A 26,286-nucleotide genomic window follows, 5' to 3' on the forward strand; every position below is an offset into this window, starting at 1 on the left:
CATACTAGCCCCCGGCATTGTTCCGGACCTCGGAGGAGCGGTATTCCTGATGGCCTCGACGATTTTGGAGATGCGCGACATCACCAAGACGTTCCCCGGCGTGAAGGCGCTGTCGAACGTCAACCTCAGCGTCGAGGAAGGCGAGATCCATGCCGTGGTCGGCGAGAACGGTGCCGGCAAATCGACGCTGATGAAGGTGCTGTCAGGCGTGTATGCGTCCGGCACCTATGATGGCGCGATCATCTACCGTGGCGAGGAATGCCATTTCAAAGGCATTCACGACAGCGAACACATGGGCATCGTCATCATCCACCAGGAGCTTGCGCTGGTGCCGATGCTGTCGATCGCCGAAAACATCTTCCTTGGCAACGAACACGCCAGATTTGGCATCATCGACTGGAATGCCAACGAGACACGCACCAGCGCCTTGCTGAAGAAGGTGGGCCTCAAGGAGGACCCCAAGACGCTGATCACCAATATCGGCGTCGGCAAGCAGCAGTTGGTCGAGATCGCCAAGGCGCTCAGCAAGGAAGTGAAGCTGCTGATCCTCGACGAGCCGACGGCGAGCCTGTCGGAAAAAGACAGCCAGGCGCTGCTCGACCTGCTGCTCGAGTTCAAGCGGCAAGGCATCACCTCGATCCTGATCTCGCACAAGCTCAACGAGGTGAACCGGGTCGCCGACAAGGTCACCATCATCCGCGACGGGCGAACCATCGAGACGCTGGCCAAGAAAGACATCTCGGAGGACCGTATCATCACCTCGATGGTCGGCCGCTCGCTCGACGACCGTTATCCGCCGCGCGAGCCGAAGATCGGTGAGATCGTGCTCCAGGTGAAGAACTGGTCGGTCTATCACCCGATCCATGCCGAGAGGCAAGTGATCAAGGGAATCGATATCAATGTCCGCAAGGGCGAGGTGGTGGGTATCGCCGGGCTGATGGGCGCCGGGCGCACCGAATTCGCGATGAGCCTGTTTGGCCGCTCCTATGGCCGCCGCATCACTGGCGAGGTGCTGCTCAAGGGCAAGCAGATCGACGTCTCATCGGTGAGCAAGGCGGTGGAACACGGCATTGCCTACGTTACCGAAGACCGCAAGACCTACGGTCTCAATCTCATCGATCACATCAAGCACAACATCACGCTGGCCAACCTTCCCGGCGTGTCGCGCCACGCCGTGATCGACGACCTGCGCGAACTCGCCGTCGCCAACGACTACAAGGCCAAGACCAACATCCGCTCGTCCAGCGTCTATCAGATGACCGGCAACCTGTCGGGCGGCAATCAACAGAAGGTGGTGCTGTCGAAATGGCTGTTCGCCAATCCGGAAGTGCTGATCCTCGACGAGCCGACGCGCGGCATCGACGTCGGCGCAAAGTACGAAATCTACACCATCATCGCCCGCCTCGCCTCCGAGGGTAAGGCGATCATCGTCATCTCGTCGGAGATGCCGGAACTGCTCGGCATCACCGACCGCATCTACGTCATGAACGAAGGCCGTATGGTCGGCGAAATGGCGGCGAGCGACGCCAGCCAGGAAAAGATCATGCGCGCCATCGTTCGGGGAGAAGGAAAAGCATCATGAGCACCGAAAGCGCTCCCGCGCCGAAAAGCGGCGTCGCCGAAGACGTGCAGCAGGGACCGCGCGTCGCCGTCTCGGCGCTGATCACCAATTTGCGCGAATATGGCCTGATCCTGGCGCTGATCGCCATCATGGTGTTCTTCCAGTTCACCACGTCCGGCACGCTGTTCAAGCCGGTGAACCTGAGCAACCTGGTCCAGCAGAATTCCTTCATCATCGTGATGGCGCTGGGCATGCTTTTGGTGATCGTTTCGGGTCATATCGACCTCAGTGTCGGCTCTGTCGCCGGTTTCATCGGCGCGCTGGCGGCGATGATGATGGTCATCTGGCCGCTCGGTCCATTCAGCAATCCGCTGGTTGTGTCGATCATCTGCCTCATCATCGGCGGCGGCATCGGCGCCGCCCAGGGCTACTGGATTGCCTATCACCGAATACCGAGCTTCATCGTCACGCTGGCGGGAATGTTGATCTTCCGCGGCATCTGCCAGGCGCTGCTGGGTGGCGGGTCTTCGGTGGGGCCGCTTCCAGACGGCTTCAAGGCGCTCAGCTCCGGCTTCATTCCCGACGTGATCGGCCCGTTGACGCTGATCCCGCCGACCGTGAACGCCGCCGGCAAGACCATCATCGGCAGCGGCCTGACACTGCATATGACGACGATCCTGATCGGCGTCGTCGCCGTGCTCGCCTATGCCTATTTCGGGCTCAGGGCACGACGCACCCGCGAGCAGCATGGCTATGAAGCCGAGCCCTTCACACTGTTCGTCGTCAAGACCCTGGTGACCAGCGCCCTGGCGCTGTTCCTGGTCTATCAATTCGCCACCTACAAGGGCCTGCCGATCGTTCTCATGGTGATGGGCGTGCTGATCGCGCTGTTCGTCTTCGTCACCAAACGCATGACGGTCGGCCGCCGCATCTACGCCATGGGCGGCAATGCCAAGGCGGCGCAACTGTCGGGCATCAAGACCGAGCGGCTGACCCTCATGGTGTTCGTCAACATGGGCGTGCTGTCGGCGCTTGGAGGCCTGATCATCGCGGCACGCCTGGGACAGGCCGTGCCGGCGGCGGGCCTCGGCAGCGAGCTCGACGTCATCGCCGCGGTGTTCATCGGCGGCGCTTCGGCCATGGGCGGCGTCGGCCAGGTCATCGGCGCGGTGGTCGGCGGCTTCATCATGGGCGTCATGAACAACGGCATGTCGATCATGGGCGTCAACGTGGACTGGCAACAGGTGGTGAAAGGCCTGGTGCTGCTCGGCGCCGTGGTCTTCGACGTCTACAACAAGAACAAGGGCTGAGGAAACAGGAAGGCATACGGGTCACATCGCGGCACTGCCGGGCGGCACGAAGAAGTCCCCCGAGGGACCGAGCCCGCGAGCGCAATCCGAACGGAGAATTTCACCCGTGGCATGGACGACGTCCGGCCGCGCTTGGGAAGGTTTGCCGTGCCGGCAGCCATGCCAAGGCAAATGAGAGAGGATTCATCATGCTGATCTCCCAGATTCTCGATGACGCCGAGACCATTCGCGTCGTTGCCCGCAATGGCGGCAAGACCCGCATCATCAACGGCGCGCGCAGCGTCTATTCGCTGGCCATGGAGGCCGCCCGCACCGGCGTCGGTCTCGTCGCGCTGATCGAACGCAAGGGCTTCGGTGAGACCATCGACCTCGACGCGGCCTACAAGAAAGGGCGGCTGGTGTCGCCGATCAACCATCCCGACCCCGCGCATCTCCACCTCACCGGCACCGGCCTGACGCATCTCGGCTCGGCGGCGACGCGCGATTCCATGCACAAGAATCTCAGCGCCCACGGCGAGGAGCAGCTCACCGATTCCATGAAGATGTTCCGCATGGGGCTGGAGGGCGGCAAACCCGCGAAAGGTCAGGTCGGCGTACAGCCGGAATGGTTCTACAAGGGCAACGGCACGATGGCGGTGGCGCCAGGCGCCGCGCTGATGTCGCCGGCCTTCGCCATGGATGCCGGCGAGGAGCCCGAGGTCGCCGGCATTTATGTGATCGGTGACGACGGCGCGCCATTCCGCGTCGGCTTCACGCTGTCGAACGAGTTTTCCGATCACGTGACCGAGCGCGTGAACTATCTCTTCCTCGCCCATTCCAAGCTGCGCAACGCGTCGTTCGGACCGGAGATCCTGATCGGCGACCTGCCGTCCGACATCCGCGGCACCTCGCGCATTGTGCGTGACGGCAAGACGCTGTGGGAAAAGCCGTTCCTGTCGGGCGAAGCGAACATGTCGCACACCATCGCCAATCTCGAACACCACCATTTCAAATACTCGGCCTTCCGCCAGCCAGGCGACGTGCATGTGCACATGTTCGGAACGGCGACGCTGTCCTTCGCCGACGGCATCAGGACCGAGGCCGGCGACGTGTTCGAGATCGAGGCCAGGGATTTCGGCCTGCCGCTGCGCAACCCGCTCGAGATCGAGCAGCCGGTGAATGTCGCGGTGAAGGCGCTTTGACAGCGTGATCTCCCCCACGTGGGGGAGATGGCCGACAGGCCAAAGGGGGGCGCTGTCCCTCCAGCACCTCCGAATATCATCGAGCCCTCGGACTGCTTTCGATTTGTCACAGAATGCGAGGTTGGCAATCCTTCACGCCCCCCTCTGCCCTGCCGGGCATCTCCCCCACGAGGGGGGAGATCGGCAGCTTTACCCTCAATAAATATCGAAATCGAAATACTTGGCCTGGATCTTCTTGTAGGTGCCGTCGGCGACGATGGCGTCGATGGCCGCGTTGAGCTTGTCGCGCAGTGCCGTGTCTTCCAGGCGCACGGCGATGCCGGCTTGCGTCTCGGTGCCCTTGACGTCGCCGACCAGCTTGCAGCAGCCGTCGCTTGCCTTCTTCAGCCAGTCCACCAGCACGAACTTGTCCGAGATCACGGCATCAAGCCGGCCATTGGTCAGGTCGGTGATCGCCTCTTCCTGTGTCGGATAGAGCTTCGCCTCCGCGCCCGCCTTGCCATAGGTATTCTGGGCATAGTCGGCCTGCGTGGTCGAAGCCTGGGCGCCGACCGTCTTGCCGGCAAGTGCCGCCGGTTCGGTCGAGGTGAGATCGCTGTCCTTGGGCGCCACCAAAGCGAGCGGCGTCGTATAGTATTTGTTGGTGAAGGAGACCTGTTTCTTGCGCTCCTCGGTGATGCTCATCGACGCGATGATGGCATCGAACTTCTTGGCCTGCAGGGCGGGAATGATGCCGTCCCAATCCTGGGTGACGATTTCGCACTCGACCTTCATCTGCGCACACAGCGCATTGGCGATGTCGATATCGAAACCGACAACCTTGCCGTCCGAGGTAATGGTGTTGAACGGCGGATAGGCACCCTCGGTGCCGATTTTCAGTTTCTCCGCGGCCTGCGCCGACAGAGAGCCAGCCGCCATCGCCAGCATGGCAGCGCCCGCTGCCGAAACGATCCATTTTGAAATCCGCATCTTCTTGGTTCCCCTTGAACGCCGGCATCCTGACGGCCAGAAGGCAGCCAAGCATGGTGGGCCAGCACAGGCAAGTATTTTGCCCGACGGCAATGCGGTTCAGCGTGCGGGGCGGAAATGCTTGGACAGCTTCAGGCCCTGCGCCTGGTAGTTGGAGCCGAGGTCGGTGCCGTAGAGCGCCTGCGGCCGCTTCAGCATATGCTCGTAGACCAGCCGGCCGACAATCTGGCCATGGTCGAGGATGAACGGCACTTCATGGCTGCGCACTTCGAGCACCGCCCGGCTGCCGGTGCCGCCTGACGCCGAGTGGCCGAAACCCGGATCGAAGAAGCCGGCATAGTGGACGCGGAACTCGCCGACCAGCGGATCGAACGGCGTCATCTCGGCGGCATAGAGCGGCGGCACATGCACCGCCTCCTGGCTGACGAGGATGTAGAACTCGTCGGGATCAAGCACCAGTTCGCCGGCGCCACTCTTGTGGATCGGTTCCCAGAAATCGACGACCTCCTGCGCGGCACGCTTGTCGACGTCGACGAGACCGGTGTGATGCTTGCCGCGATAGCCGACCAGACCATTTTCATCGCCATTGAGGTCGATCGACAGCGCGATGCCGCCACCGGAAATGTTCGGCGGCTCGGTGGCGACCAGCATCTGGGCGCGATGCAATTCATGCAACTCGGCTTCCGAAAGCAGCGCATTGCCGGTGCGGAAGCGTATCTGCGACAGCCGCGAGCCGGTGCGCGCAACGATCGGGAAGGTGCGCGGGCTGACCTCCAGGTAGAGCGGCCCATGATAGCCGGCGGCGATCTTGTCGAACTCGTGGCCACGGTCGGTCATGACACGGGTGAAGATGTCGAGCCGCCCGGTCGAGCTCTTCGGATTGGCCGAGGCCGAAATCTCCGCCGGCAGCGCAAGGCTTTCGAGCAATGGCACGATGTAGACGCAGCCGGTTTCCAGTACGGCGCCGTCGGCAAGATCAATCTCGTGCAGCTTCAGCCGGTCGAGCTTTTCCGAAACCTTGTGGCCGGGACCGGGCAGGAAGGAGGCCCGCACCCGCCATGCCTTGTCGCCGAGCCTCAAATCCAGGCTGGCCGGCTGGATCTGGTCGGCATCGAGGGCGCGCGGCGACTTCAGCGCACCGGACTGGAACAGCGCCGAAATGTCCTGATCGGGAAGAATGCCTGTCTGCCGCAAGGCTCCACTCCTAGGCCAGACGTTTTTCTTGTCGCCGGTTCTTGCCGCAAAACCGTGGAACACTTTTGCTGAACCTGCTTGGTACAAACCTCTTAATCAAGCCGGCAATTGACGCAAGCGTGGCGCGGGTCTAAAGGGTCGTTATCCCGTGGTGATTTGGCCGGTCGGCTTGCAGCCACGTTAAACAAGTCGCTAAAGGACCGTCGGGCCGCAAGGCCGTATGGACCGGTTGCGACTTTCGCGGCCGGTTTTTTTGTGTCTGGAACAAAAGCGATGAGCACCAAGAAGCGCAACTGGAAACCTCAGACAGCCCTCGTACACGCCGGAACCCTGCGTTCTCAATTCGGCGAAACCTCCGAGGCGATGTACCTCACCCAGGGCTATGTCTACGAGACGGCGCAGGCCGCCGAAGCCCGTTTCAAGGGCGAGGAGCCGGGCTTCATCTATTCGCGCTACGCCAATCCCACGGTCGACATGTTCGAAAAGCGCATGTGCGCGCTGGAAGGCGCCGAGGATGCGCGCGCCACCGCGTCGGGCATGGCGGCGGTGACCGCAGCCCTTCTGTGCAGCGTCAAGGCCGGCGACCATATCGTGGCGGCGCGCGCGCTGTTCGGCTCCTGCCGCTGGGTGGTCGAGACCCTGGCGCCTCGGTACGGTATCGAGGCAACGCTGGTCGACGGCACCGACATCGCCAACTGGGAAAAAGCGGTCAGGCCGAACACCAAGCTGTTCTTCCTGGAAAGCCCGACCAACCCGACGCTGGAAGTGGTCGACATCGCCGCGGTTGCCTCACTCGCCAATTCGATCGGCGCGCGGCTCGTCGTCGACAACGTCTTTGCCACCCCCCTGCAGCAGAAACCCTTGCAGCTTGGCGCGCATATCGTCGTCTATTCGGCGACCAAGCACATTGACGGCCAAGGGCGGTGCCTTGGCGGCGTCATCCTGTCGGACAAGAAGTGGATCGACGAGAACCTGCACGACTATTTCCGCCACACCGGGCCCAGCCTGTCGCCCTTCAACGCCTGGACGTTGCTGAAGGGCCTGGAGACGCTGCCGCTGCGCGTACGCCAGCAGACGGAAAGCGCCGGCAAGATCGCCGACTTCCTTGCCGTGCAGCCGGAAATCGCCCGTGTCATCTATCCCGGCCGCGCCGACCACCCTCAGGCGGCGATCGTCAAGAAGCAGATGTCGGGCGGCTCGACGCTGATCTGCCTCGACGTCAAGGGCGGCAAGCAGGCGGCCTTCGCCTTGCAGAACGCGCTCGACATCGTGCTGATCTCCAACAATCTCGGCGACGCCAAGAGCCTGATCACCCATCCGGCGACGACGACGCACAAGAATTTGAGCGACGAAGCCCGCGCGGAACTCGGCATCGGGCCGGGCACGCTCAGGCTTTCGGTCGGCCTGGAGGATGCCGACGATCTGCTCGAGGATATCGCGCAGGCGCTGAAGGCCAAGTAGGAGAGGTTTTGGCCCTTCAGGCGCTCGACGGCGTCTCTTCCAGTTCGGCCGCCTTGGTGCCAATGGTCATCGCGTTGCCGCGCCAGTCGACGGCGCCGCCGAGCCAGCCGCGTGCCCACATCACCGGCAGGATCATGTCGCGCACCACCATCGCCGCGATCATGCGGGGCGACAGATACCAGCCCTTGGCCGAGGCCAGGGCGCATTCCGGAAGATAGAAGGCTGCCAGCACGGCGATGCAGGTCAGCGGCAGGCTGAAGCCGGCGCCTGCCGCCGCAACCAGCGCAAGCACCAGCGGCACCGCCGCGCCAGTCAGGATCTCGGGCGCGAAGAACAGCGGGAAGGTGACACGGCGCAGGCGCGCCCAACGCGCCTGGCGCGACCAGATCTCGGCAAGCGTGCGCCGGCCGAGCGGCTGCTCGAAAGGGGCGGCGACGAGATTGACGCGCAGGCCGAGGCCGTTGACCAGCTTGGTCGCGGCAGCGTCTTCGGCGATCTCGGCGGCCAGCGCGCGGATGCCGCCACTGGCGTCGAGCATCGGCTTGTTCCACAACATGCTCTTGCCTTGGGCAAAGCCAAGGCCGAGCGCTTCGCCGGCATATTGCCAGCGCGCCTGCAGCGTGTTGAGGAAGGCACATTCGACCTCGGCCCAGAAGCCGTCCGGCCGCGAGCCGATCGGCGTCGAGCAGACAAGGCCGGTGTCCGGCCGCCAGGCCGCCATCAGGTGCTGGACATAATCTTCAGGCATCAACACGTTGGAATCGGCCAGGATGACCCAGTCGTGGCGCGCCGCTTCCCAGCCCTTGACGCAATTGTTGAGCTTCGGATTTGCGCTGATGCGGTCGTCGCCGAACAACAGGCGGGCCGGCACTGCCGGAAAACGGGCGATGGCGGCGCGGATCAATCCGACCACCGGATCATCGGCATGGGCGACGCAGAAGATCAATTCGTAGCGTGGCCAGTCGAGCGAGAAGGCGCGCTCCAGCGTCTCGTGCGTGAACGGCTCGACGCCACGCGACGGCACGACGATCGACACCGGCCGTGACTTGCCGGTCGGCGCTGCGATGACGCGGCGTCGCTTCAGACGTGAAGCGGCGAACACGATGCTGGCGAGGTTTGAGACAATGAGAACAGTCGAAAGCAAGGCGGCTATGAGAGTGAGTTCCATCGAGATCCGGTCACTCCAGAAAAAGCCGGCCTCCATGGCGACCGCTTTCGACAATTCGACAAAGCGCCCGAGTCGCCAGGCACTGGTTGGCGCACACCATCATTGTCATGTGTCACTTAAATGACATTCTTTGTCGGCACTTGCCTGTCAGGTCGGAATGACGGGGGCGCACCGTTGACCAGCCCGAGAGGAGCGCCGAAAGTTGCCGGGACTGTTTTGGAGTCGCTTATGTACCGCGCCGTCACGCGCAACATCGAAGTGCAGGTCAGGCCGTTCTATCTGGAGGATCGCTCGGATCCGTCCGAGAACCGCTATGTCTGGGGCTATCAGATAACGATCGACAATCAGTCGGAGGAGTTCGTGCAGCTGTTGTCGCGCTATTGGCACATCACCGACGGCACCGGTCGGGTCGAGGAAGTGCGCGGCGCCGGCGTCGTTGGCGACCAGCCCGAACTCAATCCCGGCGACAGCTATCAATACACGTCCGGCTGCCCACTTTCGACACCGTCAGGGATCATGGTCGGGCATTACACGATGCGCAACAAGCGGGGCGAGACGTTCGACATCGCCATCCCCGCCTTCTCGCTCGACCTGCCGGGTACGCGGCGCACGGTGAATTAGCCTCGGGTGGGCGCCAATGCCCTCACCGGCCGCGAGGCAGCCGGTGAGACGTTGTTCTGTCGCTATTGAGCCGCTGCAAATTCCGCCGGGTCGAAGTCATATTGCTTCGAGCAGAATTCGCAGGCGACGTGGATGCCGCCATCCTCGGTGCTGTCCTTGATCTCCTGCGCGGAGAAGCCCTCGAGGATGCCGCGGATCTTGTCCCGCGAACACGAACACTGATCGGCGACCGGAACACCGCCGAAGACGCGCACGCCATGCTCGTGGAACAACCTGTAGAGCAGCCGCTCGGCGCCGATCGTCGGGTCGATCAGCTCGGTCGGCTCGATGGTGCCGAGCAACGCCAGCAGTTCCTGCCAGGAATTGTCGGCCGGATCGTGGATTTCGTCGCGCGGATCGCCATCGCCACCCGGCAGGTCCGGCACACGCATACGCTCGGGCGATTGCGGCAGGAACTGCGCCAGGATGCCACCGGCGCGCCACTGTTCGCGTGCGCCACCGATGCCGGGCGTCAACAGCTTGGCCACCGAAAGCCTGAGATCGGTCGGAATCTGCTCCGACTGGCGGAAATAGGTACGTGCCGCGTCTTCGAGCGTTTCGCCGTCGAGCTGGACAATGCCCTGATAGCGCTGCGTGTGAGCACCCTGGTCGATGGTCAGCGCCAGGACACCGCTGCCGAGCAGCGTCTGCTGAGACGTTTCGCCGGCCGCGACCAGCGCCTCAAGCCGGTCGGGATCGAAACGCGCATAGGCCCGCAGTGCCGTGGGCGTGGAAAAATCCGCGACCAGCATATCGACCGGACCATCGGTGCGGGTCTGCAGGATGAATTTGCCCTCGAACTTGAGCGATGTGCCGAGCAGCACCGTCAGCACACAGGCCTCCGCCAGCAGGCGGGCGACCGGCTCGGGATAATCGTGGCGGCTCAGGATGGCGTCGAGCATCGGCCCGAGTTGAACGGTGCGGCCGCGTACGTCGAGCGGGCCGACCTCGAAGGGAACGACGTGATCGTCGCCGGCGTAGCCGAATTCGCCGAGTTTGGGGTGATGTTCAGTCACTTGATGGGTTTCCAACATGACAAAGCTCCAGGGCGCGGCCATGCCGCCCTGTGGGGCGCATGCGTCGAAACGCGCTTGATTTGCGTGATGCGGCGCAAATAGGCATCACGCCCCCAGAGATCAAGCTCCCAGGCACTTCAAGCGCCAAGACACTTCAAGCACCAAGACACTTCAAGCACCAAGACACCAGGCGAGCACGGCCTTCTGGGCATGGAGCCGGTTCTCGGCCTCGTCGAAGACCACCGAATGCGGCCCGTCGATGACTTCGTCGGTCACTTCCTCGCCGCGATGCGCCGGCAGGCAATGCATGAACAGTGCGTCCGGCTTGGCCTGGGCCATCAGCTTGGCATTGACCTGATAAGGCGAGAACACGTTGTGGCCGCGGGCGCGATGCTCCTGGCCCATCGACACCCAGCAATCGGTGACGACGCAATCGACCTGATCGACGGCCTCCTCGGGTGAGCGGGTGAAGTGCAGCTTGCCGCCATGCGCTTGCGACCAGTCGACATGCTTGCGTGCCGGTTCGCTGCCCTCGGGAACGGCGACGTTGAGGTTGAAGCGGAACCGTGCCGAGGCCTCGAGCAGCGAATGCAGCACATTGTTGCCGTCGCCGGTCCAGGCAAACGTCTTGCCGGCTACCGGACCGCGATGCTCCTCGAAGGTCATGATGTCGGCCATCAACTGGCAGGGATGGGTGTCGTCGGTCAACCCGTTGATCACCGGCACGGTGGCGTTCTCGGTCAGTTCCAGCAGCCGCTCATGCGAGGTGGTACGGATCATGATCGCGTCGACATAGCGCGACAGCACCTTGGCGGTATCGGCGATGGTCTCGGAGCGGCCGAGCTGCATTTCGGTGCCGGTCAGCATGATGGTCTCGCCGCCGAGCTGGCGCATGCCGACGTCGAAGGAGACGCGCGTGCGCGTCGACGGCTTGTCGAAGATCATCGCCAGCACCTTGCCTTCGAGCGGCTTTGTCCGCTCGCCAGCCTTGAGGCGAGCCTTTCGCACCACCGCATCGTCGAGCATGAAGCGCAGGTCGCCTTCGGAAACGGCGGAAAGATCGGTGAAATGACGGGGGCTCATCAGGATCTTTCGAATTACTTCGCGGCAGCGGAGGCGATCGCCTCCGCCAGGCCCTTGGCGCCGGCGCGGATGCGGTTGAGCGCTTCGTGGATTTCGGCGTCGGTGACGGTGAGCGGCGGCAGCAGGCGAATGACATTGTCACCGGCCGGAACCGCCAGCAGGTGCTGGTCGCGCAGCGCCATGTTCACCTTGGTGTTGGGCATGGCGCATTTGAGGCCGAGCATCAGCCCAACGCCCCTGATGTCCTCGATGACTTCGGGAAACTCGTCGGCGACCGCCGCCAGCCCCTGCTTCATCAGCAACGCCTTGCGCTGGACGTCTTCGAGGAAGCCGTCTTCCAGCACCACGTCGAGCACGGCGTTGCCGACGGCCATGGCAAGCGGGTTGCCGCCGAAAGTGGTGCCGTGAACGCCAGCGGTCATGCCGACAGCTGCTTCATCGGTGGCGAGGCAGGCGCCCATCGGGAAACCGCCGCCAATGCCCTTGGCGATCGCCATGATGTCGGGTGTGACGCCGGACCATTCATGCGCGAACAGCTTGCCGGTGCGACCGATGCCGCATTGGACCTCATCGTAGATCAGCAAAAGGCCGTGCTGGTCGCAGAGCTGACGCAGCCGCCTCAGCGATTGCGCCGGCACCGGGCGGATACCGCCCTCGCCCTGCACCGGTTCGATCAGGATCGCGGCGGTTTGCGGCGTGATCGCCTTTTCGGCGGCGTCGATGTCGTCGAAGCCGACCTGGTCGAAGCCTTCGACCTTGGGTCCGAACCCTTCAAGATATTTGTACTGGCCGCCGGCCGCGATGGTCGCCAGAGTGCGGCCATGGAAAGCGCCTTCGAAGGTAATGACGCGGAAGCGCTCGGGATGTCCCTTGACGAAGTGGTAACGCCGCGCCGTCTTGATCGCGCATTCCAGCGCCTCGGCGCCTGAATTGGTGAAGAACACCTTGTCGGCGAAGGTGGCATCGGCCAGCCGCTCGCCAAGCCGGCTCTGCGCCGGTATCTCGTAGAGATTGGAGACGTGCCAGAGCTTTGCGGCCTGCTCGGTGAGCGCGGCGACCAGATGCGGATGGCTATGGCCGAGCGAATTGACGGCGATGCCGCCGGCGAAATCGAGATATCGCTCGCCCTTGTCGGTAACCAGCCAAGTGCCCTCCCCATGGTCGAAAGCCAGGGGTGCGCGAGAAAAGGTCTCGAAAAGCGCCGAACCGCTCATTATATGCGTCTCCGGTACCGGAAAATCAAAAAAGCCGCCAAAGCGGCGGCCTGTGCGGCTTATCGTGTTTTTCGGCCATGAAGTCAACGAAAACGTCGCGCATAGGGGCGCGGCAAGCCTCCTGACGAGACGCCGGCTCACAAGCGACCGGGCAAGTTGGGGAAAACCGAAAAAACCGATTCGTGTTGCACTTGGGACTCTTGTCACCGAGTCAGCGCATAGAGTAGTTGTAGTCGAGAAATAACTAGATTTCGTGCGGCGGACCTAATCACCAGATATATGTGGTGTCTGCCCCAGCAATTTTGCTGGGTCGGGAAGGGATTCCGATTGCCGCACGCTTAGCAGGAGCGCGGTCTCATGAACTGGACTGACGAGCGGGTCGAACTTCTCAGGAAACTGTGGTCGGAGGGTCTGAGCGCAAGCCAGATTGCTGCCCAGCTTGGCGGGGTCAGCCGCAATGCGGTCATCGGCAAGGTGCATCGGCTGAAGCTGTCGGGCCGCGGACGCGCAACGGCGACACCGGCACGCCAGAAGAAGACGGCGCAAGGATCGACCGTTCAGAAATCGGTGGCGCGCGCCGCGAGCGCGACACGCCACGTCACGACGTCGATCGGCGCGACGGCCCTGCAGACCCAGTTCGACGCCGAACCGGTGGCACGCCACTATATCCGCCCGGTCGAAAATGTCGTGCTGCCGATCTCACGGCATCTGCAGCTCGTCGAGCTGACAGAGCGGACCTGCAAATGGCCGAATGGCGATCCGCTTTCGGAGGACTTCCATTTCTGCGGCAACGAGGCCGCCGAAACCGGTCCCTACTGCAAGTACCACGCCCGCGTCGCGTTCCAGCCGGCATCGGAGCGGCGTCGCAGTCGCTGAGCGAATAGCGAATAGCGAATAGCGAATAGATACAGCTTGGTATCGGTGACCGAGCAAGCCTTTTCACGCTACTCGCTACTCCCTATTCGCTACCCGCTCTCTTTCACAGCCAGCCATTCTTGCGGAAACGCCAGTACAGGAACGAGCAGATCAAGGCGATCACCGCCAAGACCATGGGATAGCCGTATTCCATCTTCAGTTCCGGCATATCGCTGAAATTCATGCCGTATATGCCGGCGAATGCCGTCGGCACCGCCAGAATGGCGGCCCACGAAGCGAGCTTCTTGGAGATTGCCGTTTCCTGGCTCTGGCCTACCAGCAGGCTCGCCTCGAAAGCGAACGCCAGCACTTCGCGCAGACTGTCGATCTTTTCCTGCACGGTGCGGATGTGATCGGTCACGTCGCGGAACAACGGGTGCATGGCCGTATGGATCTGCGGCAGGTCGGCACTGGTCAGCCGGCGACAGACTTCGACCAGCGGCAGCGCCGCATTGCGCAGGCGCAAAAGGTCGCGGCGCAGCATGTAAAGCCGCTCGATGTCGGGGCCGGTCATCGGCTTCAGCAGGACCTTGTCCTCGATCGCCTCGACCTCGTCCTCGATCTGTTCGAGCACGGGCATGTAGTTGTCGACGATGAAATCGAGAATGGCATAGAGGACGAAATCCTCGCCCTTGGCGAGCGAATGCGGGCAGCTTTCCCAGTGCTGGCGTACAGCGGCATAGGATGTCGAGGGACCGTGCCTGACGCTGACTATGTAGCCGCTGCCAACGAACAGATGCGTCTCGCCGAAGGTGACGCGGCCATCGATGAGCTGGGCGGTGCGGGCAACGATGAACAGCGCGTCGCCATATTGCTCGATCTTCGGCCGCTGGTGCGGGTGCTCGGCATCTTCGATTGCCAGTTCATGCAGATGGAATTGCGCCTTGACGCGCAGCAGCAGGTTGCGGTCGGGCTCGAGCAGGCCAATCCAGACGACATGACCGGACTTTTTTGCCCATTCGCCGGCCTCCTCGATTGGAATGTCGGCAATGCGACGGCCGGCCGTGTAGACGCTGGAGGCGACAATGCCGGAGGTTGGCGGCGGCGCCGGCGTCAGGTTCCGAACATTTTCCATCACGACCTCCTGAAGGGCGGACATAAGTCCATGGCCAGGAAAGTTCGCGGAGCTTAACGCAATTCCCGAAAGCCTTCGAGTGGCAGCCGTTCACTTCACCGGCAGCGTGCCGGAAAGGCCTATCTTGTCCGTCTTGTCGCCCTTCGGCCGTTCGGCCGGCATCTGGTCGCCGGTGACGATATAGTAGATGGTCTCGGCGATGTTGGTGGCGTGATCGCCGATACGCTCGATATTCTTGGCGCAGAACAGCAGATGCGTGCAGGGCGTGATGTTGCGCGGATCCTCCATCATGTAGGTCAGCAATTCGCGAAACAGCGATGTGTACATGGCGTCGATCTGGTCGTCGCGGTCGCGCACGAAGCCGATCTTGTCCACCGAGCGCGATGCGTAGACGTCGAGCACTTCCTTGAGCTGGGTCAGCGCCAGATTGGCCAGAGCCTCGAGGCCGCGGAACAGGCTGGTCGGCTGGCGCCCGTCAATAACGGCGACGACCCGCTTGGCAACGTTCTTGCCGAGATCCCCGACCCGTTCGAGGTCGGCGGAGATGCGGATGGCGCCGATGATCTCGCGCAGGTCCGTCGCCATCGGCTGTCGCTTGGCGATGATGATGATCGCCTTGTCGTCGATCTCGCGCTGCCCTTCATCCAGCACGGCGTCGTCGCGGATGACCTTCTGAGCCAGCCCCGGATCGGCATTGACCAGTGCGGCGATCGCCTGCTCGACCATGCGCTCGGCATGGCCACCCATCGCCGCGATGCGCTTCGACAGGTAATTCAGCTCCTCGTCATAGGCGCTGACGATGTGCACGGACTGCATGGACCAAATGCCTTCCCAAGGGATGTGTTGACTTGAGTCGTTCCTCGAATCCCCACCGATACGCTAGCCGGATGACAGAAAAAAGAAACGGCCTTCTGGAAAACTAGGGCGGTATCAGTGCGTCGGCAAATGAACCTGGAATGCCGCTCCCTTACCGACTTCGGACTTGATCGAGAGCCGGGCATTGTGGCGCGTCAGGATGTGCTTGACGATCGACAGGCCAAGGCCGGTGCCTTTCTGGGTCCGGCTGGTCTCGACATCGATGCGATAGAAGCGCTCGGTGATGCGCGGAATGTGTTCCTCGGGAATGCCGGGGCCGAAATCCCTGATGGTCACGTCGATGCCCGGTTCGGAATCGGCATCGCCGCGCGCGATCGTCACCACGACGCGCCCACCCGATTGCCCGTATTTGCAGGCGTTTTCCAGCAGATTCTCGAAAACCTGGAAAAGCTCGTCGCGGTCCCCCGGCACATCAAGCGGCCCCTCGGCGAAGTCCCGTTCGATGACAACGCCGTTTTCCCTGGCCAGCGGACCGAGCGAATCGATGACGCTGTCGACGGTCTGGCGCAGATCGACCTCGGTTCCCGGCTTCAGATAGGGCTTCATCTCGAGCCGCGACAGCGACAACAGGTCGTCGATCAGACGCGCCATGCGGCCGGTCTGGCTCTGCATGATCTGCAGGAACTGATCTCGTGCCGCCGGGTCGTTGCGCGCCGGGCCGCGCAGTGTTTCGATGAAGCCGGAGATCGAGGCGAGCGGCGTGCGCAGCTCGTGGCTGGCATTGGCGATGAAGTCGGCGCGCATGCGGTCGATCCTGCGCGCTTCGCTCTGGTCCTTGAACACCAGCACATAGAGATCGGTGCCGTGACCGACCGAGGACGCGCTCACCCGGTAGGCCCGTTCGACCGGCAGCTTCTCGGTGTAGTCGACGACATCCGAGGCGACATCGCCCGACAGCACACCATCCAGCAGAGCCTGCATTTCCGGCGCCCGGAATTTCAGCGACAGGGACATGCCCGGCGCGATCCCGCCGAAAGCGGCGAAGGCGGCGGCATTGGCATGGACGATGGTGGCGGTACGGTCGAAAATGATCAGCGGATCGGCGACGGCTGCCGCCAGATACTCGCCGGAGAGCCGCTGCAACCCGATCGCCTCGATGGCCGCGCCATTCTCGCCAGTCTGGCGCGTGGCACCGGCCGGCAACAGCGCCGCCGCAAGCAGCATGGCCAGTGCCAGCAGCAGCACGTAGGCGGAGATACCGGCAAGGGCATAGACCGCCAGAACCGCAACGAGGCTCGCCGCGAGCAGCCAGCGGCTGTTCCACAGCCGGGTGGCAATGGCTTGCGCCACGCCCCTGTCATCCGCGCCCCGGTCAGCCATACGCGCGCCCCGCATTCTTGCGCTTCGCCTGCCGGTCCCCTGGCAACTTCGCGCTGGACCGGCTTCGCGCCTGACCCCGAAAATCAGGATCGATTTTCGGAAAGGATCATGCGCAAATTAAAAAGTGCTACAGCGTCCTTTGCGCGTCCAAACGGACGCGCGGCGCTGTAGAGGCTCCCAATAGCATGAGTCCGGAAGCTGGAAAGGTTCATCTCCATGAAAAAAGCCAAGGAAAACTCCGCCGCTCCGACATCGGGACCGCTGAAGATCAGGGTCGACGGCAAGGAGCGGGAGTTTGACATCGAGAATCCGACGCTTCCAAGCTGGGTCGAAGAGCGCAAGCTGACCGCCGGCGGCTACCCCTACGACAAGAAGATGAACAGCGACGAGTATGACGCGATGCTCGAGCAACTGCAGATCGAGCTGGTCAAGGCGCAGGCTTGGCTGCAATCGACCGGCAAACGGGTGATGGCGCTGTTCGAGGGCCGTGACGCTGCCGGCAAGGGCGGCACGATCTTCGTCCTGCACCAGTACATGAACCCTCGAACCGCACGCAACGTGGCGCTGACCAAGCCGACCGAACCGGAGCGCGGTCAGTGGTATTTCCAGCGCTATGTGGAGCACTTCCCGACATCCGGCGAATTCGTCACCTTCGACCGCTCCTGGTACAACCGCGCCGGCGTCGAGCCGGTGATGGGTTTCTGCACGCCGAAGCAGCACGAGCAGTTTCTGGACGAAACGCCGCATTTCGAGCGGATGATCTGCAACGAAGGCATCCACTTCTTCAAGTTCTGGCTGAACATCGGCCAGGAAACGCAGCTCGAGCGCTTCCACGATCGCCGCTACAGCCCGCTGAAGAGCTGGAAGTTTTCGCCCATCGACGTAGCCGGCATCACCAAGTGGGACGACTATACCAAAGCGCGCGACACCATGTTCAAGCGCACCCACAAGCAGTTCGCGCCGTGGATCATCGTGCGGGCCAATGACAAGCGGCGTGCGCGGCTGGCGGTGATGCGGCGCATCCTTTTGTCACTGCCCTATGATGGCCGCGATCTCGGCATCATCGGCAAGGAGGACAAGAAGATCATCGGCGAAGGGCCGTCATTCCTGGGGAAACAAGATTGACGGTTCCTCTGCCGCGCGGCCATGAGGTTGCGCGGCAGAGATTCATCCAAGCCTCTTTCAGGCGGCCAACCGGGCAATCCGCTGCAAGCGCCGCAGCGTGGTGTCATCCTGCAGCGCCTGCTGGAAAAGCGAAATCTCCTGATCGATGCGCTCGCACAGCTCGGCAGTGTTGCCCTTGAGCAGGCCACGCGTCTGCAGCAAGGCGGCGACCGGCTTCTTGACAAGCTGTCTCGCCCGGCCGAGAGCCGCTTCCTCGACGCTGCCGACCGGAACGATCTCGGCGACGAGGCCGAGCGCCCTGGCGTCCTCGGCGCGAAGCGTATCGCCGAGGCAGAAGAAGCGGAAAGCACCGGCATAGCCTAGCTTCTGCGGCGCCAGGATACTGGTCGCCGCATCCGGGACCAGGCCGAAATCGACGAACGGCACCCTGAAAGTGCTTTGGCTCGACGCAATCACCATGTCGCAATGGAACAGGATGGTGCAACCGACGCCGACGGCATCGCCATCAACGCAGGCAAGGATGGGCTTCGGAAACGTCGCCAACGTGCGAAACAGATCGGTGACGGCGGCGATCAGCTTCTGGTGCTTGGTGGCGTCGAGGAATTCGGAGAAGTCGCCGCCGAGACAGAAGCAGCCCGCCAGGCCGCGCAGCACGACGACGCGAACCTCCTCATTGTCGGCAGCTTCATGGAAAGTCTTGGCCAGGCTTTCATAGGCTCTTCTGTCCAGCACCGGTCGGCCGTCATTCGACGACACGGTAACGACCAACGTGTGGTTGCGGAGTTCGGGTTGTGGATGTGTGTTCATGACTGTCTCCGATCTCACGACGCACGCCTTTGTCCGAGCATGTCGGGGTATCCCCTGGCCAGAACGGGGGCGAAATGATTGCGGCGCGAACGCACCACATCGAGCGTGTGCTCGTTGAAGGAAAGCAAGGTTGCAACGACCTGCTGGTTGCCATAGGTGCGCTGATAGCCAAGCGGTGTCGCCAGGAAATGCAGCTGCAATGCACGCAGGACCCACATCGGCTCGAACTCGATGATCATCTGGTTGACATTGCGCTTCAGCCCCCACTCGACGAAGCCGGCAATCAGTTCGGTACCGACAGTCGACACGCCGCGACGGCCGTCTCGAAAGCCGGGAGCAACCGCATAGCGGGTCAACTCGTAGATGTTCGGACCGGAGGGTGGCGTTCCCTCGAAGAGGTCGGTCAGCACTTCGGTCAGGAGATGCCCGCGCGTCGTCGGCAACAGCCTCTGATAGCCCGCGACTTCGTCGCCCCTGATGACGATCTGGTGGATGGCCTCGTCATGATCGAACTGGTCGCGTTCGAACCCGTCGGGGCGCCTGAGATCCTCCCATCCCATCTCCTCGACAAATATCTTGTAGCGTAGCCGATGGACGGCCTCCCAAAGGTCAGGACGTTCCATCAATTCTTGGGTTGTAAGGGAAAAAAGCATTCTGCCGTCTCCTGGGTTCAGAGGAAGATACGGCCGTGCTTTGACGAGAAAATTGCGTGATCACGTAGGCAAGAATTTCTAGGCCGGCACGGCCGACCTAACTAATGTAGCCGCGCCTTATCGCCTCCGCGACGGCTTGCACCCGGTTGACGGCACCGAGTTTACCTTTGGCGTTAAGAAGATGTTTCTCCGAGGTGTGTTCGGAGATGCCCAGGATTTGCGAAATCTCCCATTCGGACTTGCCGACGGCGGCCCATTGCAGGCATTCGCGCTCGCGCGGCGTCAGTTCGATATGATCGATGGTCTTGCTCGCCATGGTGTGGAGCTGCATGGCGCGACCAACCGCATAGGTCGACACCAGCGACACCTGGCCGAACTCTGCCGCCGACAACTCCACAGCCTCGCCGCCCAGCGATACCATGACGATCTGGCCGCCGAGCGTGATCAGCGGGAAGGCCAGCCCGTCGCGCAACTTGAACACGCCGGCATCGCCCATCACCTCGCCGCTGCTCTTGTCGATGCTGATGCCCTGCGAGGCTTCGCGCCACTGGAAGGGCGCCTGCAGCTGTTTCATATGGCTGACGACCGGGTCGTGGTCGACATAGTTGCGCGCGACATAGCGCTCCAGCCATTCAACGGGCCAGTCGCAAAGAAGCACGTGCTGTTTTTGCAGGCCGGCCGGCGTGCCTGGCTGCGGCACGGTTCCGGCCATCAGCGCGGTGAGACCGAAATCCGACGTTATGCCCAGAAGCGTCTGGCAAACCGCGGCCGCCGTTCCGGCGTGCTGCAGTTGGTCTATGAATTCCAGCGTGCGATCGAACTGACTCATCGCAACATCAATCCCATGTTGCCTCATGCATTTCGACCAATGGTCCGTGCCTGATTTGCACTTCGCCACTGACCATGGATTGCAAAGCACTCGCTCCCGGTTGTGGTTCTCGACCCTGATCCTCCACCAAGGCAATCACCGCTGTTTGCAAACTCGCTAAATCATATCCTGAAATCGACGGGTTGAAATCAAAAACCATTGTACCTGTACCATTTTCGTACCAAAACCCTGCGAACACGACTGCGGCGGAGTTTTATCGTGGCGTTCCAGTGGAGGTCCCTCGTTCTTGCGTCGATGCTGGTCGCGGCGCTGTTGGTCGCCAATGGAGGGCGCGCCGCGGAGCCGCAGGTTCCGGTGCTGTGGGATACCAAGGAACGATTGCCCAAACCGGACCTTTCGGCGCTGCCGCGACTGAGATTCCTGACGACCACGGACTTCCCGCCCTTCAATTTCCTCGACGGCGCGGGAAAACTGTCCGGGTTCCACATCGATCTGGCGCGCGCCATATGCGCCGAGCTCAGCATCGTCGAAAAATGCCAGATCCAGGCATTGCCCTGGAGCGAGCTCGAAGGCGCGCTGCAGAAAGGCGAGGGCGAGGCAATCATCGCCGGCATCGCCGCGACGCCGCAATCGCGCTCGACATATGCCTTCTCGCGCTCTTACCTGCAGTTTCCGGCGCGCTTCGTCATGGCGAAGGGCACGGCGCTGACCGATCCGGTCTTCGACAAATTGCGCGGCAAGCGTGTCGGCGTGATCGCCGGCTCGGCGCATGAACGCATGCTGCGCGACTATTTCAACACCGTTCAGGTCGTCCCCTTCGACAGACCGGAAGACCTCTACAGCGCTCTCAAGGCTGGCAAGGTGGACGCCGCCTTCGGCGACGGCATGCGCCTGGCCTTCTGGCTGGGCGGCTCGGATGCAGCGGGATGCTGCCGCTTTGCCGGCGGCCCCTACCTGGCGCCCGAATATCTGGGCTCGGGCATGGCCATCGCCACCAGGCCGGACAATCCGGCGCTGGCCGCCGCGCTCGACTACGCGCTGCAGGAAATTTCGATGAAAGGGACGTTTGCGGAATTCTACCTGCGCTATTTCCCGGTCAGTTTTTACTGATCCGGCCCGGTCAGCTTTTTCTAGGCCACGATGCCGAAAAGGGTGAACCGGCCTTCGGAAAGACATGGCCAACCGGGACCGGGAGGCTATCAGGTCAAAGTTCGCAGCCTCGCCTTGGCCGCGCGCGCGATTGCCGCGACGGTCAGCGTGTCGAGATCGAGCTGGCGGCGGATCAGCTGCAGCACCCGCACCTCTTCCAGCCGCATTTCGAGATCGACGGCGGCCACTTCGAAGGCGGCGGCGTAGGCAGTGTCGCGCAAGCGTTCCGGCAGGGCCTCGGCGACGCGCGCCAGAACGCCCTCCAACCCGTCCTTTTCGTGCAGCATCTTCTGGCAGGACTGGGCGACTGAAACCAGCCGGCTGTGATTGAAATCCTCGAACACCGGCCAGGAGCGGACGACGTCGCCGATCCGCGCCAGTTCGACATCGGTCATGTCGCGATCGGACGCCGAGGTGATGACCATCAGGTAGATCAGGGCTTCGTGCGGCGTCGGCAGAGGCATTTCCTACTCCTTGAACAGGCCCCGAAGGTAGGAGCGCGGTACCCGTGCCGCAAGGAAAAAGCGCCGCACTCGTTGACGCTCCGGCCAAGCGCGCCTAGAGACCGATTGAAAAAAACAAGCCCCGGCGATGCCGGCGAATGATTTGGAAAACAGTACCATGGCGGGATCAAACATCATCGATCTCAATCCCGAGCTGCTGGCGGCCGCGGCCGAGAGCAAGGCATGGCCGTTCGAGGAAGCCAAAAAGATCGTCGAGCGCTACAAAGGCGCCGACTTTCCCGACACGATCCTGTTCGAGACCGGCTACGGACCGTCCGGCCTGCCGCATATCGGCACGTTCGGCGAAGTGGCGCGCACGTCGATGGTGCGCCATGCCTTTCGCGTCCTGACGCAGGACAAGGTCGCGACCAAGCTGCTTTGCTTTTCCGACGACATGGACGGTATGCGCAAGATACCCGACAGCGTGCCGGATCGCTCGGCACTGGAGCCGCACCTGCACAAGCCGCTGTCGTCGGTTCCCAATCCCTTCGGCGGCGACTATGCGAGCTTTGCCGATCACAACAACGCGATGCTTTGCCGCTTCCTGGACACGTTTGGCTTCGACTACGAGTTCGCCAGCGCGACGCAATATTACAAGTCGGGCCGTTTCGACGCGATGCTGCTGCGCGCCGCCGAACGCTATGACCAGATCATGGCGGTGATGCTGCCGACGCTCGGCTCCGAGCGGCAGGCGACCTACAGCCCGTTCCTGCCGATTTCGCCGAAAAGCGGCCGCGTGCTTTACGTTCCCATGAAGCATGTCGACGCCAAGGCCGGTACCATCACCTTCGACGACGAGGGCACCGAGACGACGCTTTCGATCACCGGCGGCAAGGTGAAGCTGCAGTGGAAGCCGGATTTCGGCATGCGCTGGGCGGCACTTGGCGTCGATTTCGAAATGTTCGGCAAGGACCACCAGACCAATGCGGTGGTCTATGACCGCATCTGCAACATTCTGGGCGGGCGGGCGCCGGAGCATTTCGTCTATGAACTGTTCCTCGACGAGAACGGCCAGAAAATCTCGAAGTCCAAGGGCAACGGCCTGACCATCGACGAGTGGCTGACCTATGCGCCGACCGAGAGCCTCGGGCTCTACATGTACCAGCGGCCGCGGCAGGCCAAGAAGCTGTATTTCGACGTCATCCCGAGAGCGGTGGACGAATACTATGCATTCCTCGCCGCCTATCCCCGGCAGGATTGGAAGGAGCGGCTGGGCAACCCGGTCTGGCATATGCATGATGGCAATCCGCCGGTCATCGACATGCCGGTGCCGTTCTCGCTGCTGCTCAACCTGGTCAGCGCCTCCAACGCGCAAAACAAGGATGTGCTGTGGGGCTTCATCTCGCGCCATACGCAGGGCGTGACGCCGCAGACGCATCCCGAGCTCGATCAGCTGGTCGGCCATGCGATCCGCTATTTCGACGACTTCGTGAAGCCGACGAAGACCTTCCGCCCAGCCGACGACGTCGAGCGCGCGGCGCTGGAAGAGCTCGACAAGGCGCTTGGCGCCCTGCCCGCGGACGCCAACGGCGAAGCGATCCAGAACGCTTCGCTCAACGTCGCACGCAAGATCGAGCGCTATCAGGACCATTCCAAGCAAAGCCCCGAGGGCGGCCCTGGCGTTTCGGGTGCTTTCTTCCAGATGATCTATCAGGTGCTGATCGGCCAGGAGCGCGGCCCGCGCTTCGGCTCGTTTGCCGCGCTCTACGGCATTGCCGAGACGCGGGCGCTCATTGAACGGGCACTGGCTGGTCAGCTGGCTTGAGAACGCCGTCGACCTCTTCCAGGATCGAGCCCGGCGCCTGAGGAGCCGGGCTCGGTGCCGCCGGCATCGACGGCATGCCGGAGAGGTTCGGCGCCGATCCGAAAATGCCTTTCTTTTCGGTGCGTGCCTTTTCGCCGGCTTCGACATAGGGCCCGCCCCTGGCGGCGCGCGCCCAGCCGTTTTCGACCAGCCATTGACCGACATCCTGCTTGCCGATCCGGCATTCGGCGGCGATCAGGTCGCGGCCACCCTCGGGCGGCACGGTGCAGGCCACCGCGCGGCCGCGCAGGAAGGCGCGGAACGCCGTCCGCGCCCGGACGCCGCACGGCCAGGATTTGCCGTCATCGCTACAGGTCTCATCCTGCCTGACGACGTCGATGCCGGAAACCGCGACCGAATAGCCCTTCGCTTCGATCAGGCCGGCGGCCGACGCTACCGGCTGGAACAGTTTCGTCCCGTTCCAGTCGTCGGGCATTTTCGGCTTGGGCGGCACGGCCAGCGCCAGCTTGCTCAGCGGCGCGCGCGGCTCGACACGTTCAAGCCCCTCGGCGGGAAGCTCCGGCGGCGCGACGATCTCGGGATCGATCGCTCTCGAACGCGGTGCCGGTTTGGGCGGCTGCGGGGCTGATATGGCAGACGTGGCGGGTTCTTCGGGCACCGTATCGGCGCCCTGCTGCGGGATCGTGTCGGCGCCCGGATCGACCTGCTCCACCGCGACGATGCTGTCGCTTCGCTTCAGCGTGCGACCGCCGGCGACAACCAGGGCCGCCATCACCGGGACCATCAGAACCGCCAGGGCAAGATGAGCGAGCCGCACCAGCGTGGCCTACTGGCTTGCCCAGACAATCCGCGCCACCCATTCGACATCGCGCATGGGAATGTCGCGGTCGGGATGATCGGGATTGAGCGAGACCAGCGCAATCGACTTGACGGTCTGACGGTCCAGCACCTTGGCCATCACCTCGCCGGCGGTTGTCTTGACAACGACGCGATCGCCCTTGCGGGTGATGGCGCCCGGCTCGACGATGAGGACATCGCCATTGCGGTAGAGCGGGAGCATGGAATCGCCCTGCACCTGCAAGGCGTAGGAACTTTCGGTCGATTGCGCCGGCAACTCGACCAGATCCCAGCCCTGCCCGACCGGAAAGCCGGCATCGTCAAAGAAGCCACCGGCACCGGCCTGGGCAAAGCCGAGCAATGGCACGGAGCGCCTGTGCGCGACCGATGCGCCATGGGAGGATCCGGCCCGGCCTTCGATCAGCCCGGTGAATTCGTCGAGCGAAGCGCCGGTCGCCTCGATGATCTTGGCCAGCGATTCGGTCGAGGGCCAGCGCGGCCGGCCATCCGACGACAGACGTTTCGACTTGTTGAAGGCGGTCGAATCGAGGCCCGCGCGCCTTGCCAGACCCGAGGCCGAAAGCGAATAGCGCTCGGCAAGAGCATCGATGGCAGCCCAGACGCGATCGTGCGAGAGCAATCTCGCTCTCCTTCAGGACAGGAAAAAATACCTTTCCTTTCTACCGCGCAGACATCTCGATGTCCACCGGGACGGACGGCGGATCGCGAACAAAGCTGTGGCCCTCCCGGGCCGGGCGTGAGCCTATGCGGCCATGCCTGCCATCGCTTTGGGCGACCTTCGAGCTCTTCGGCATTCATCACCGGGACGAAGTCGATAGAGGCGTTGAAGGCGAAGAAGAACCGCCCGCCGAGGTAAGGCATGTCGGAATTTTCGTTCATATTCCACGAACAGTAGGCCGTTCGCTGGCCCTTCTCGGGGGTGAATAGGCCGCCTCCGGCTTCAGTCCTGACAGCGCGCGCCGGTGGGGGCCTGGTCCCGAAAGTTTGATCAGCCGGATACCTTGGCCATGCCGCGCAGCCCCTGGTGGGAGGTCATGAACGCCCGCTCGGTTTCTGTAAGCGGGCGCGGCCGAACGGCGCGGCCAAGTGCTGCGACGACCTCGTCAATGTCGAGAAAGCGGCGCGCCGAGCGGTCGTAGACGCCGGCCGTCGTCATGATCAACGCAGCCGTTTCGCCGTTGTCGAGGACGAAGCGATGCTTGCCGATAACCTGGGTGCCTTCCCAGGTCTCGATCGAAGACACGACCTCAAAACGCCGCCACAGCTTGATCTCGCGTGCGTAGACCGACTGCAGCCCGCCCATCATCGGCGCCCAGCCATTCTTCCTCGCCAGGCGGATGAGGCCGGCGCGCATGAACAGGTCGATCCGGCCGAGGTCGGCCAGCATCATGTAGCGCGCATTGTTGAGATGGATGTTGAAATCGATGTCGGTCGGCAGGCAGCGAAAGGCCAGCCGGCTCTCGCCGCCCATTACATAAGGGCCACGGCTTCGTGCCGTGGCCATCATGCGCGCCATGCGCGCCCAGACATACATTACAGCGCCGCGCGTCCTCTTGGACGCGCAAAGGACGCTGTAAGACTCTTGTTGTCCATG

The 26,286-nt window shown here is 62.9% G+C and carries 26 protein-coding genes and 1 riboswitch; of the genes, 9 read left to right on the forward strand and 17 right to left on the reverse strand.

Features of this window, described 5'->3' with window-relative positions:
- Positions 1 to 49 precede the first annotated feature (49 nt).
- From mmsA to araD1, 3 genes are all read left to right on the forward strand, one after another.
- On the forward strand, positions 50 to 1,582 hold the full coding sequence (gene mmsA, locus NR193_RS00065; protein WP_256748868.1) for a multiple monosaccharide ABC transporter ATP-binding protein: 1,533 nt from the start codon (positions 50 to 52) through the stop codon (positions 1,580 to 1,582).
- Entirely contained in the window at positions 1,579 to 2,871 is a 1,293-nt protein-coding gene (gene mmsB, locus NR193_RS00070; RefSeq protein ID WP_256748869.1) for a multiple monosaccharide ABC transporter permease, read from the forward strand. The genes mmsA and mmsB overlap by 4 nt, the downstream gene beginning before the upstream one ends.
- Positions 2,872 to 3,059: 188 nt before the next feature.
- Complete coding sequence (gene araD1, locus NR193_RS00075; protein WP_256748870.1) at positions 3,060 to 4,052, forward strand: AraD1 family protein; 993 nt, start codon at positions 3,060 to 3,062, stop codon at positions 4,050 to 4,052.
- Between the two features lie 195 nt (positions 4,053 to 4,247).
- Here araD1 and NR193_RS00080 read toward each other — a convergent pair whose 3' ends face one another.
- Both NR193_RS00080 and NR193_RS00085 read right to left on the reverse strand, forming a co-directional pair.
- Positions 4,248 to 5,021: an ABC transporter substrate-binding protein gene (locus tag NR193_RS00080; RefSeq protein WP_256748871.1), complete on the reverse strand. Its 774-nt coding sequence runs from the start codon at positions 5,019 to 5,021 to the stop codon at positions 4,248 to 4,250.
- A gap of 99 nt (positions 5,022 to 5,120) precedes the next feature.
- The gene (locus NR193_RS00085) at positions 5,121 to 6,215 is read right to left on the reverse strand and encodes a 2'-deoxycytidine 5'-triphosphate deaminase (protein ID WP_256748872.1); all 1,095 of its coding nucleotides are present in this window, start codon (positions 6,213 to 6,215) and stop codon (positions 5,121 to 5,123) included.
- Between the two features lie 138 nt (positions 6,216 to 6,353).
- Positions 6,354 to 6,431: riboswitch (SAM riboswitch) on the forward strand.
- Positions 6,432 to 6,488: 57 nt separating this feature from the next.
- On the opposite strand from NR193_RS00085, the gene NR193_RS00090 reads away from it, so the two are divergent.
- On the forward strand, positions 6,489 to 7,676 hold the full coding sequence (locus tag NR193_RS00090) for an O-succinylhomoserine sulfhydrylase (protein ID WP_256748873.1): 1,188 nt from the start codon (positions 6,489 to 6,491) through the stop codon (positions 7,674 to 7,676).
- A 16-nt stretch (positions 7,677 to 7,692) separates the two neighbouring features.
- On the opposite strand, the gene NR193_RS00095 is transcribed toward NR193_RS00090, so the two are convergent.
- Positions 7,693 to 8,844, reverse strand: a complete 1,152-nt coding sequence (locus tag NR193_RS00095; protein ID WP_256748874.1) for a ceramide glucosyltransferase — start codon at positions 8,842 to 8,844, stop codon at positions 7,693 to 7,695.
- A 228-nt stretch (positions 8,845 to 9,072) separates the two neighbouring features.
- Here NR193_RS00095 and apaG point away from each other — a divergent pair, with 228 nt between their 5' ends.
- The gene (apaG, locus tag NR193_RS00100) at positions 9,073 to 9,465 is read left to right on the forward strand and encodes a Co2+/Mg2+ efflux protein ApaG (protein ID WP_256748875.1); all 393 of its coding nucleotides are present in this window, start codon (positions 9,073 to 9,075) and stop codon (positions 9,463 to 9,465) included.
- Positions 9,466 to 9,527: 62 nt separating this feature from the next.
- Here apaG and NR193_RS00105 read toward each other — a convergent pair whose 3' ends face one another.
- The 3 genes from NR193_RS00105 to NR193_RS00115 form a co-directional block, all read right to left on the reverse strand.
- Entirely contained in the window at positions 9,528 to 10,562 is a 1,035-nt protein-coding gene (locus tag NR193_RS00105) for an Hsp33 family molecular chaperone (RefSeq protein ID WP_256748876.1), read from the reverse strand.
- Between the two features lie 129 nt (positions 10,563 to 10,691).
- Positions 10,692 to 11,603: an ornithine carbamoyltransferase gene (argF, locus tag NR193_RS00110; protein ID WP_256748877.1), complete on the reverse strand. Its 912-nt coding sequence runs from the start codon at positions 11,601 to 11,603 to the stop codon at positions 10,692 to 10,694.
- Positions 11,604 to 11,617: 14 nt separating this feature from the next.
- On the reverse strand, positions 11,618 to 12,817 hold the full coding sequence (locus tag NR193_RS00115) for an aspartate aminotransferase family protein (RefSeq protein WP_256748878.1): 1,200 nt from the start codon (positions 12,815 to 12,817) through the stop codon (positions 11,618 to 11,620).
- Between the two features lie 357 nt (positions 12,818 to 13,174).
- On the opposite strand from NR193_RS00115, the gene NR193_RS00120 reads away from it, so the two are divergent.
- On the forward strand, positions 13,175 to 13,693 hold the full coding sequence (locus NR193_RS00120) for a GcrA family cell cycle regulator (protein ID WP_256748879.1): 519 nt from the start codon (positions 13,175 to 13,177) through the stop codon (positions 13,691 to 13,693).
- A 103-nt stretch (positions 13,694 to 13,796) separates the two neighbouring features.
- On the opposite strand, the gene NR193_RS00125 is transcribed toward NR193_RS00120, so the two are convergent.
- From NR193_RS00125 to NR193_RS00135, 3 genes are all read right to left on the reverse strand, one after another.
- Positions 13,797 to 14,807 carry a magnesium and cobalt transport protein CorA gene (locus NR193_RS00125; protein WP_256748880.1) on the reverse strand — a complete coding sequence of 337 codons (1,011 nt, stop codon included), beginning with the start codon at positions 14,805 to 14,807 and terminating at the stop codon, positions 13,797 to 13,799.
- 90 nt (positions 14,808 to 14,897) lie between these two features.
- Positions 14,898 to 15,623 (reverse strand): phosphate signaling complex protein PhoU, encoded by a 726-nt coding sequence (gene phoU / locus NR193_RS00130; protein ID WP_256748881.1) that lies wholly within the window; start codon positions 15,621 to 15,623, stop codon positions 14,898 to 14,900.
- A 114-nt stretch (positions 15,624 to 15,737) separates the two neighbouring features.
- Positions 15,738 to 17,003, reverse strand: a complete 1,266-nt coding sequence (locus tag NR193_RS00135) for an ATP-binding protein (protein WP_256748882.1) — start codon at positions 17,001 to 17,003, stop codon at positions 15,738 to 15,740.
- A gap of 216 nt (positions 17,004 to 17,219) precedes the next feature.
- Between NR193_RS00135 and ppk2 the strand changes: the two genes are divergently transcribed.
- A complete protein-coding gene (ppk2, locus tag NR193_RS00140; protein ID WP_256748883.1) occupies positions 17,220 to 18,128 on the forward strand; it encodes a polyphosphate kinase 2 in 909 nt (302 codons plus the stop codon).
- A 57-nt stretch (positions 18,129 to 18,185) separates the two neighbouring features.
- Here ppk2 and NR193_RS00145 read toward each other — a convergent pair whose 3' ends face one another.
- The 4 genes from NR193_RS00145 to NR193_RS00160 all read right to left on the reverse strand — a co-directional run bounded on the left by NR193_RS00145 (position 18,186) and on the right by NR193_RS00160 (position 20,616).
- Positions 18,186 to 18,935, reverse strand: a complete 750-nt coding sequence (locus tag NR193_RS00145) for an enoyl-CoA hydratase-related protein (RefSeq protein ID WP_256748884.1) — start codon at positions 18,933 to 18,935, stop codon at positions 18,186 to 18,188.
- 14 nt (positions 18,936 to 18,949) lie between these two features.
- Positions 18,950 to 19,588, reverse strand: coding sequence for an acyl-homoserine-lactone synthase (locus NR193_RS00150; protein WP_091579742.1), 639 nt, complete (start codon positions 19,586 to 19,588; stop codon positions 18,950 to 18,952).
- 97 nt (positions 19,589 to 19,685) lie between these two features.
- Positions 19,686 to 20,417, reverse strand: a complete 732-nt coding sequence (locus NR193_RS00155) for a LuxR family transcriptional regulator (RefSeq protein WP_256748885.1) — start codon at positions 20,415 to 20,417, stop codon at positions 19,686 to 19,688.
- A gap of 7 nt (positions 20,418 to 20,424) precedes the next feature.
- Entirely contained in the window at positions 20,425 to 20,616 is a 192-nt protein-coding gene (locus tag NR193_RS00160) for a hypothetical protein (protein ID WP_256748886.1), read from the reverse strand.
- Between the two features lie 59 nt (positions 20,617 to 20,675).
- Here NR193_RS00160 and NR193_RS00165 point away from each other — a divergent pair, with 59 nt between their 5' ends.
- Complete coding sequence (locus NR193_RS00165; protein WP_256748887.1) at positions 20,676 to 21,527, forward strand: transporter substrate-binding domain-containing protein; 852 nt, start codon at positions 20,676 to 20,678, stop codon at positions 21,525 to 21,527.
- 89 nt (positions 21,528 to 21,616) lie between these two features.
- Here the strand turns inward: NR193_RS00165 and NR193_RS00170 are convergent, their stop codons facing one another.
- Entirely contained in the window at positions 21,617 to 22,030 is a 414-nt protein-coding gene (locus NR193_RS00170) for a tellurite resistance TerB family protein (RefSeq protein ID WP_167365128.1), read from the reverse strand.
- A 157-nt stretch (positions 22,031 to 22,187) separates the two neighbouring features.
- Here NR193_RS00170 and NR193_RS00175 point away from each other — a divergent pair, with 157 nt between their 5' ends.
- The gene (locus NR193_RS00175; protein ID WP_256748888.1) at positions 22,188 to 23,834 is read left to right on the forward strand and encodes a lysine--tRNA ligase; all 1,647 of its coding nucleotides are present in this window, start codon (positions 22,188 to 22,190) and stop codon (positions 23,832 to 23,834) included.
- Here NR193_RS00175 and NR193_RS00180 read toward each other — a convergent pair.
- The 3 genes from NR193_RS00180 to NR193_RS00190 all read right to left on the reverse strand — a co-directional run bounded on the left by NR193_RS00180 (position 23,800) and on the right by NR193_RS00190 (position 26,226).
- On the reverse strand, positions 23,800 to 24,651 hold the full coding sequence (locus NR193_RS00180; protein ID WP_375162677.1) for a thermonuclease family protein: 852 nt from the start codon (positions 24,649 to 24,651) through the stop codon (positions 23,800 to 23,802). The two genes, NR193_RS00175 and NR193_RS00180, sit on opposite strands and share 35 nt — an antisense overlap.
- A gap of 9 nt (positions 24,652 to 24,660) precedes the next feature.
- Complete coding sequence (locus tag NR193_RS00185; protein WP_256748889.1) at positions 24,661 to 25,311, reverse strand: helix-turn-helix transcriptional regulator; 651 nt, start codon at positions 25,309 to 25,311, stop codon at positions 24,661 to 24,663.
- Between the two features lie 369 nt (positions 25,312 to 25,680).
- The gene (locus NR193_RS00190) at positions 25,681 to 26,226 is read right to left on the reverse strand and encodes a thioesterase family protein (RefSeq protein ID WP_256748890.1); all 546 of its coding nucleotides are present in this window, start codon (positions 26,224 to 26,226) and stop codon (positions 25,681 to 25,683) included.
- Positions 26,227 to 26,286 lie beyond the last annotated feature (60 nt).

The organism is Mesorhizobium sp. Mes31 (assembly GCF_024519675.1).
Lineage (GTDB): Bacteria > Pseudomonadota > Alphaproteobacteria > Rhizobiales > Rhizobiaceae > Mesorhizobium.

Excerpts from the sequence above, each read along its gene's own strand:
- NR193_RS00160 (WP_256748886.1), bottom strand. The coding sequence starts at position 20,616 with ATGGTTTTTGATTTCAACCCGTCGATTTCAGGATATGATTTAGCGAGT.
- phoU (WP_256748881.1), bottom strand. The coding sequence starts at position 15,623 with ATGCAGTCCGTGCACATCGTCAGCGCCTATGACGAGGAGCTGAATTAC.
- NR193_RS00105 (WP_256748876.1), bottom strand. The coding sequence starts at position 10,562 with ATGGCCGCGCCCTGGAGCTTTGTCATGTTGGAAACCCATCAAGTGACT.
- NR193_RS00135 (WP_256748882.1), bottom strand. The coding sequence starts at position 17,003 with ATGGCTGACCGGGGCGCGGATGACAGGGGCGTGGCGCAAGCCATTGCC.
- apaG (WP_256748875.1), top strand. The coding sequence starts at position 9,073 with ATGTACCGCGCCGTCACGCGCAACATCGAAGTGCAGGTCAGGCCGTTC.
- NR193_RS00115 (WP_256748878.1), bottom strand. The coding sequence starts at position 12,817 with ATGAGCGGTTCGGCGCTTTTCGAGACCTTTTCTCGCGCACCCCTGGCT.
- mmsA (WP_256748868.1), top strand. The coding sequence starts at position 50 with ATGGCCTCGACGATTTTGGAGATGCGCGACATCACCAAGACGTTCCCC.
- NR193_RS00095 (WP_256748874.1), bottom strand. The coding sequence starts at position 8,844 with ATGGAACTCACTCTCATAGCCGCCTTGCTTTCGACTGTTCTCATTGTC.
- NR193_RS00090 (WP_256748873.1), top strand. The coding sequence starts at position 6,489 with ATGAGCACCAAGAAGCGCAACTGGAAACCTCAGACAGCCCTCGTACAC.
- NR193_RS00190 (WP_256748890.1), bottom strand. The coding sequence starts at position 26,226 with ATGTATGTCTGGGCGCGCATGGCGCGCATGATGGCCACGGCACGAAGC.
- NR193_RS00120 (WP_256748879.1), top strand. The coding sequence starts at position 13,175 with ATGAACTGGACTGACGAGCGGGTCGAACTTCTCAGGAAACTGTGGTCG.
- ppk2 (WP_256748883.1), top strand. The coding sequence starts at position 17,220 with ATGAAAAAAGCCAAGGAAAACTCCGCCGCTCCGACATCGGGACCGCTG.
- mmsB (WP_256748869.1), top strand. The coding sequence starts at position 1,579 with ATGAGCACCGAAAGCGCTCCCGCGCCGAAAAGCGGCGTCGCCGAAGAC.
- NR193_RS00155 (WP_256748885.1), bottom strand. The coding sequence starts at position 20,417 with ATGAGTCAGTTCGATCGCACGCTGGAATTCATAGACCAACTGCAGCAC.
- NR193_RS00175 (WP_256748888.1), top strand. The coding sequence starts at position 22,188 with ATGGCGGGATCAAACATCATCGATCTCAATCCCGAGCTGCTGGCGGCC.
- NR193_RS00080 (WP_256748871.1), bottom strand. The coding sequence starts at position 5,021 with ATGCGGATTTCAAAATGGATCGTTTCGGCAGCGGGCGCTGCCATGCTG.
- argF (WP_256748877.1), bottom strand. The coding sequence starts at position 11,603 with ATGAGCCCCCGTCATTTCACCGATCTTTCCGCCGTTTCCGAAGGCGAC.
- NR193_RS00150 (WP_091579742.1), bottom strand. The coding sequence starts at position 19,588 with ATGCTTTTTTCCCTTACAACCCAAGAATTGATGGAACGTCCTGACCTT.
- NR193_RS00125 (WP_256748880.1), bottom strand. The coding sequence starts at position 14,807 with ATGGAAAATGTTCGGAACCTGACGCCGGCGCCGCCGCCAACCTCCGGC.
- araD1 (WP_256748870.1), top strand. The coding sequence starts at position 3,060 with ATGCTGATCTCCCAGATTCTCGATGACGCCGAGACCATTCGCGTCGTT.
- NR193_RS00145 (WP_256748884.1), bottom strand. The coding sequence starts at position 18,935 with ATGAACACACATCCACAACCCGAACTCCGCAACCACACGTTGGTCGTT.
- NR193_RS00170 (WP_167365128.1), bottom strand. The coding sequence starts at position 22,030 with ATGCCTCTGCCGACGCCGCACGAAGCCCTGATCTACCTGATGGTCATC.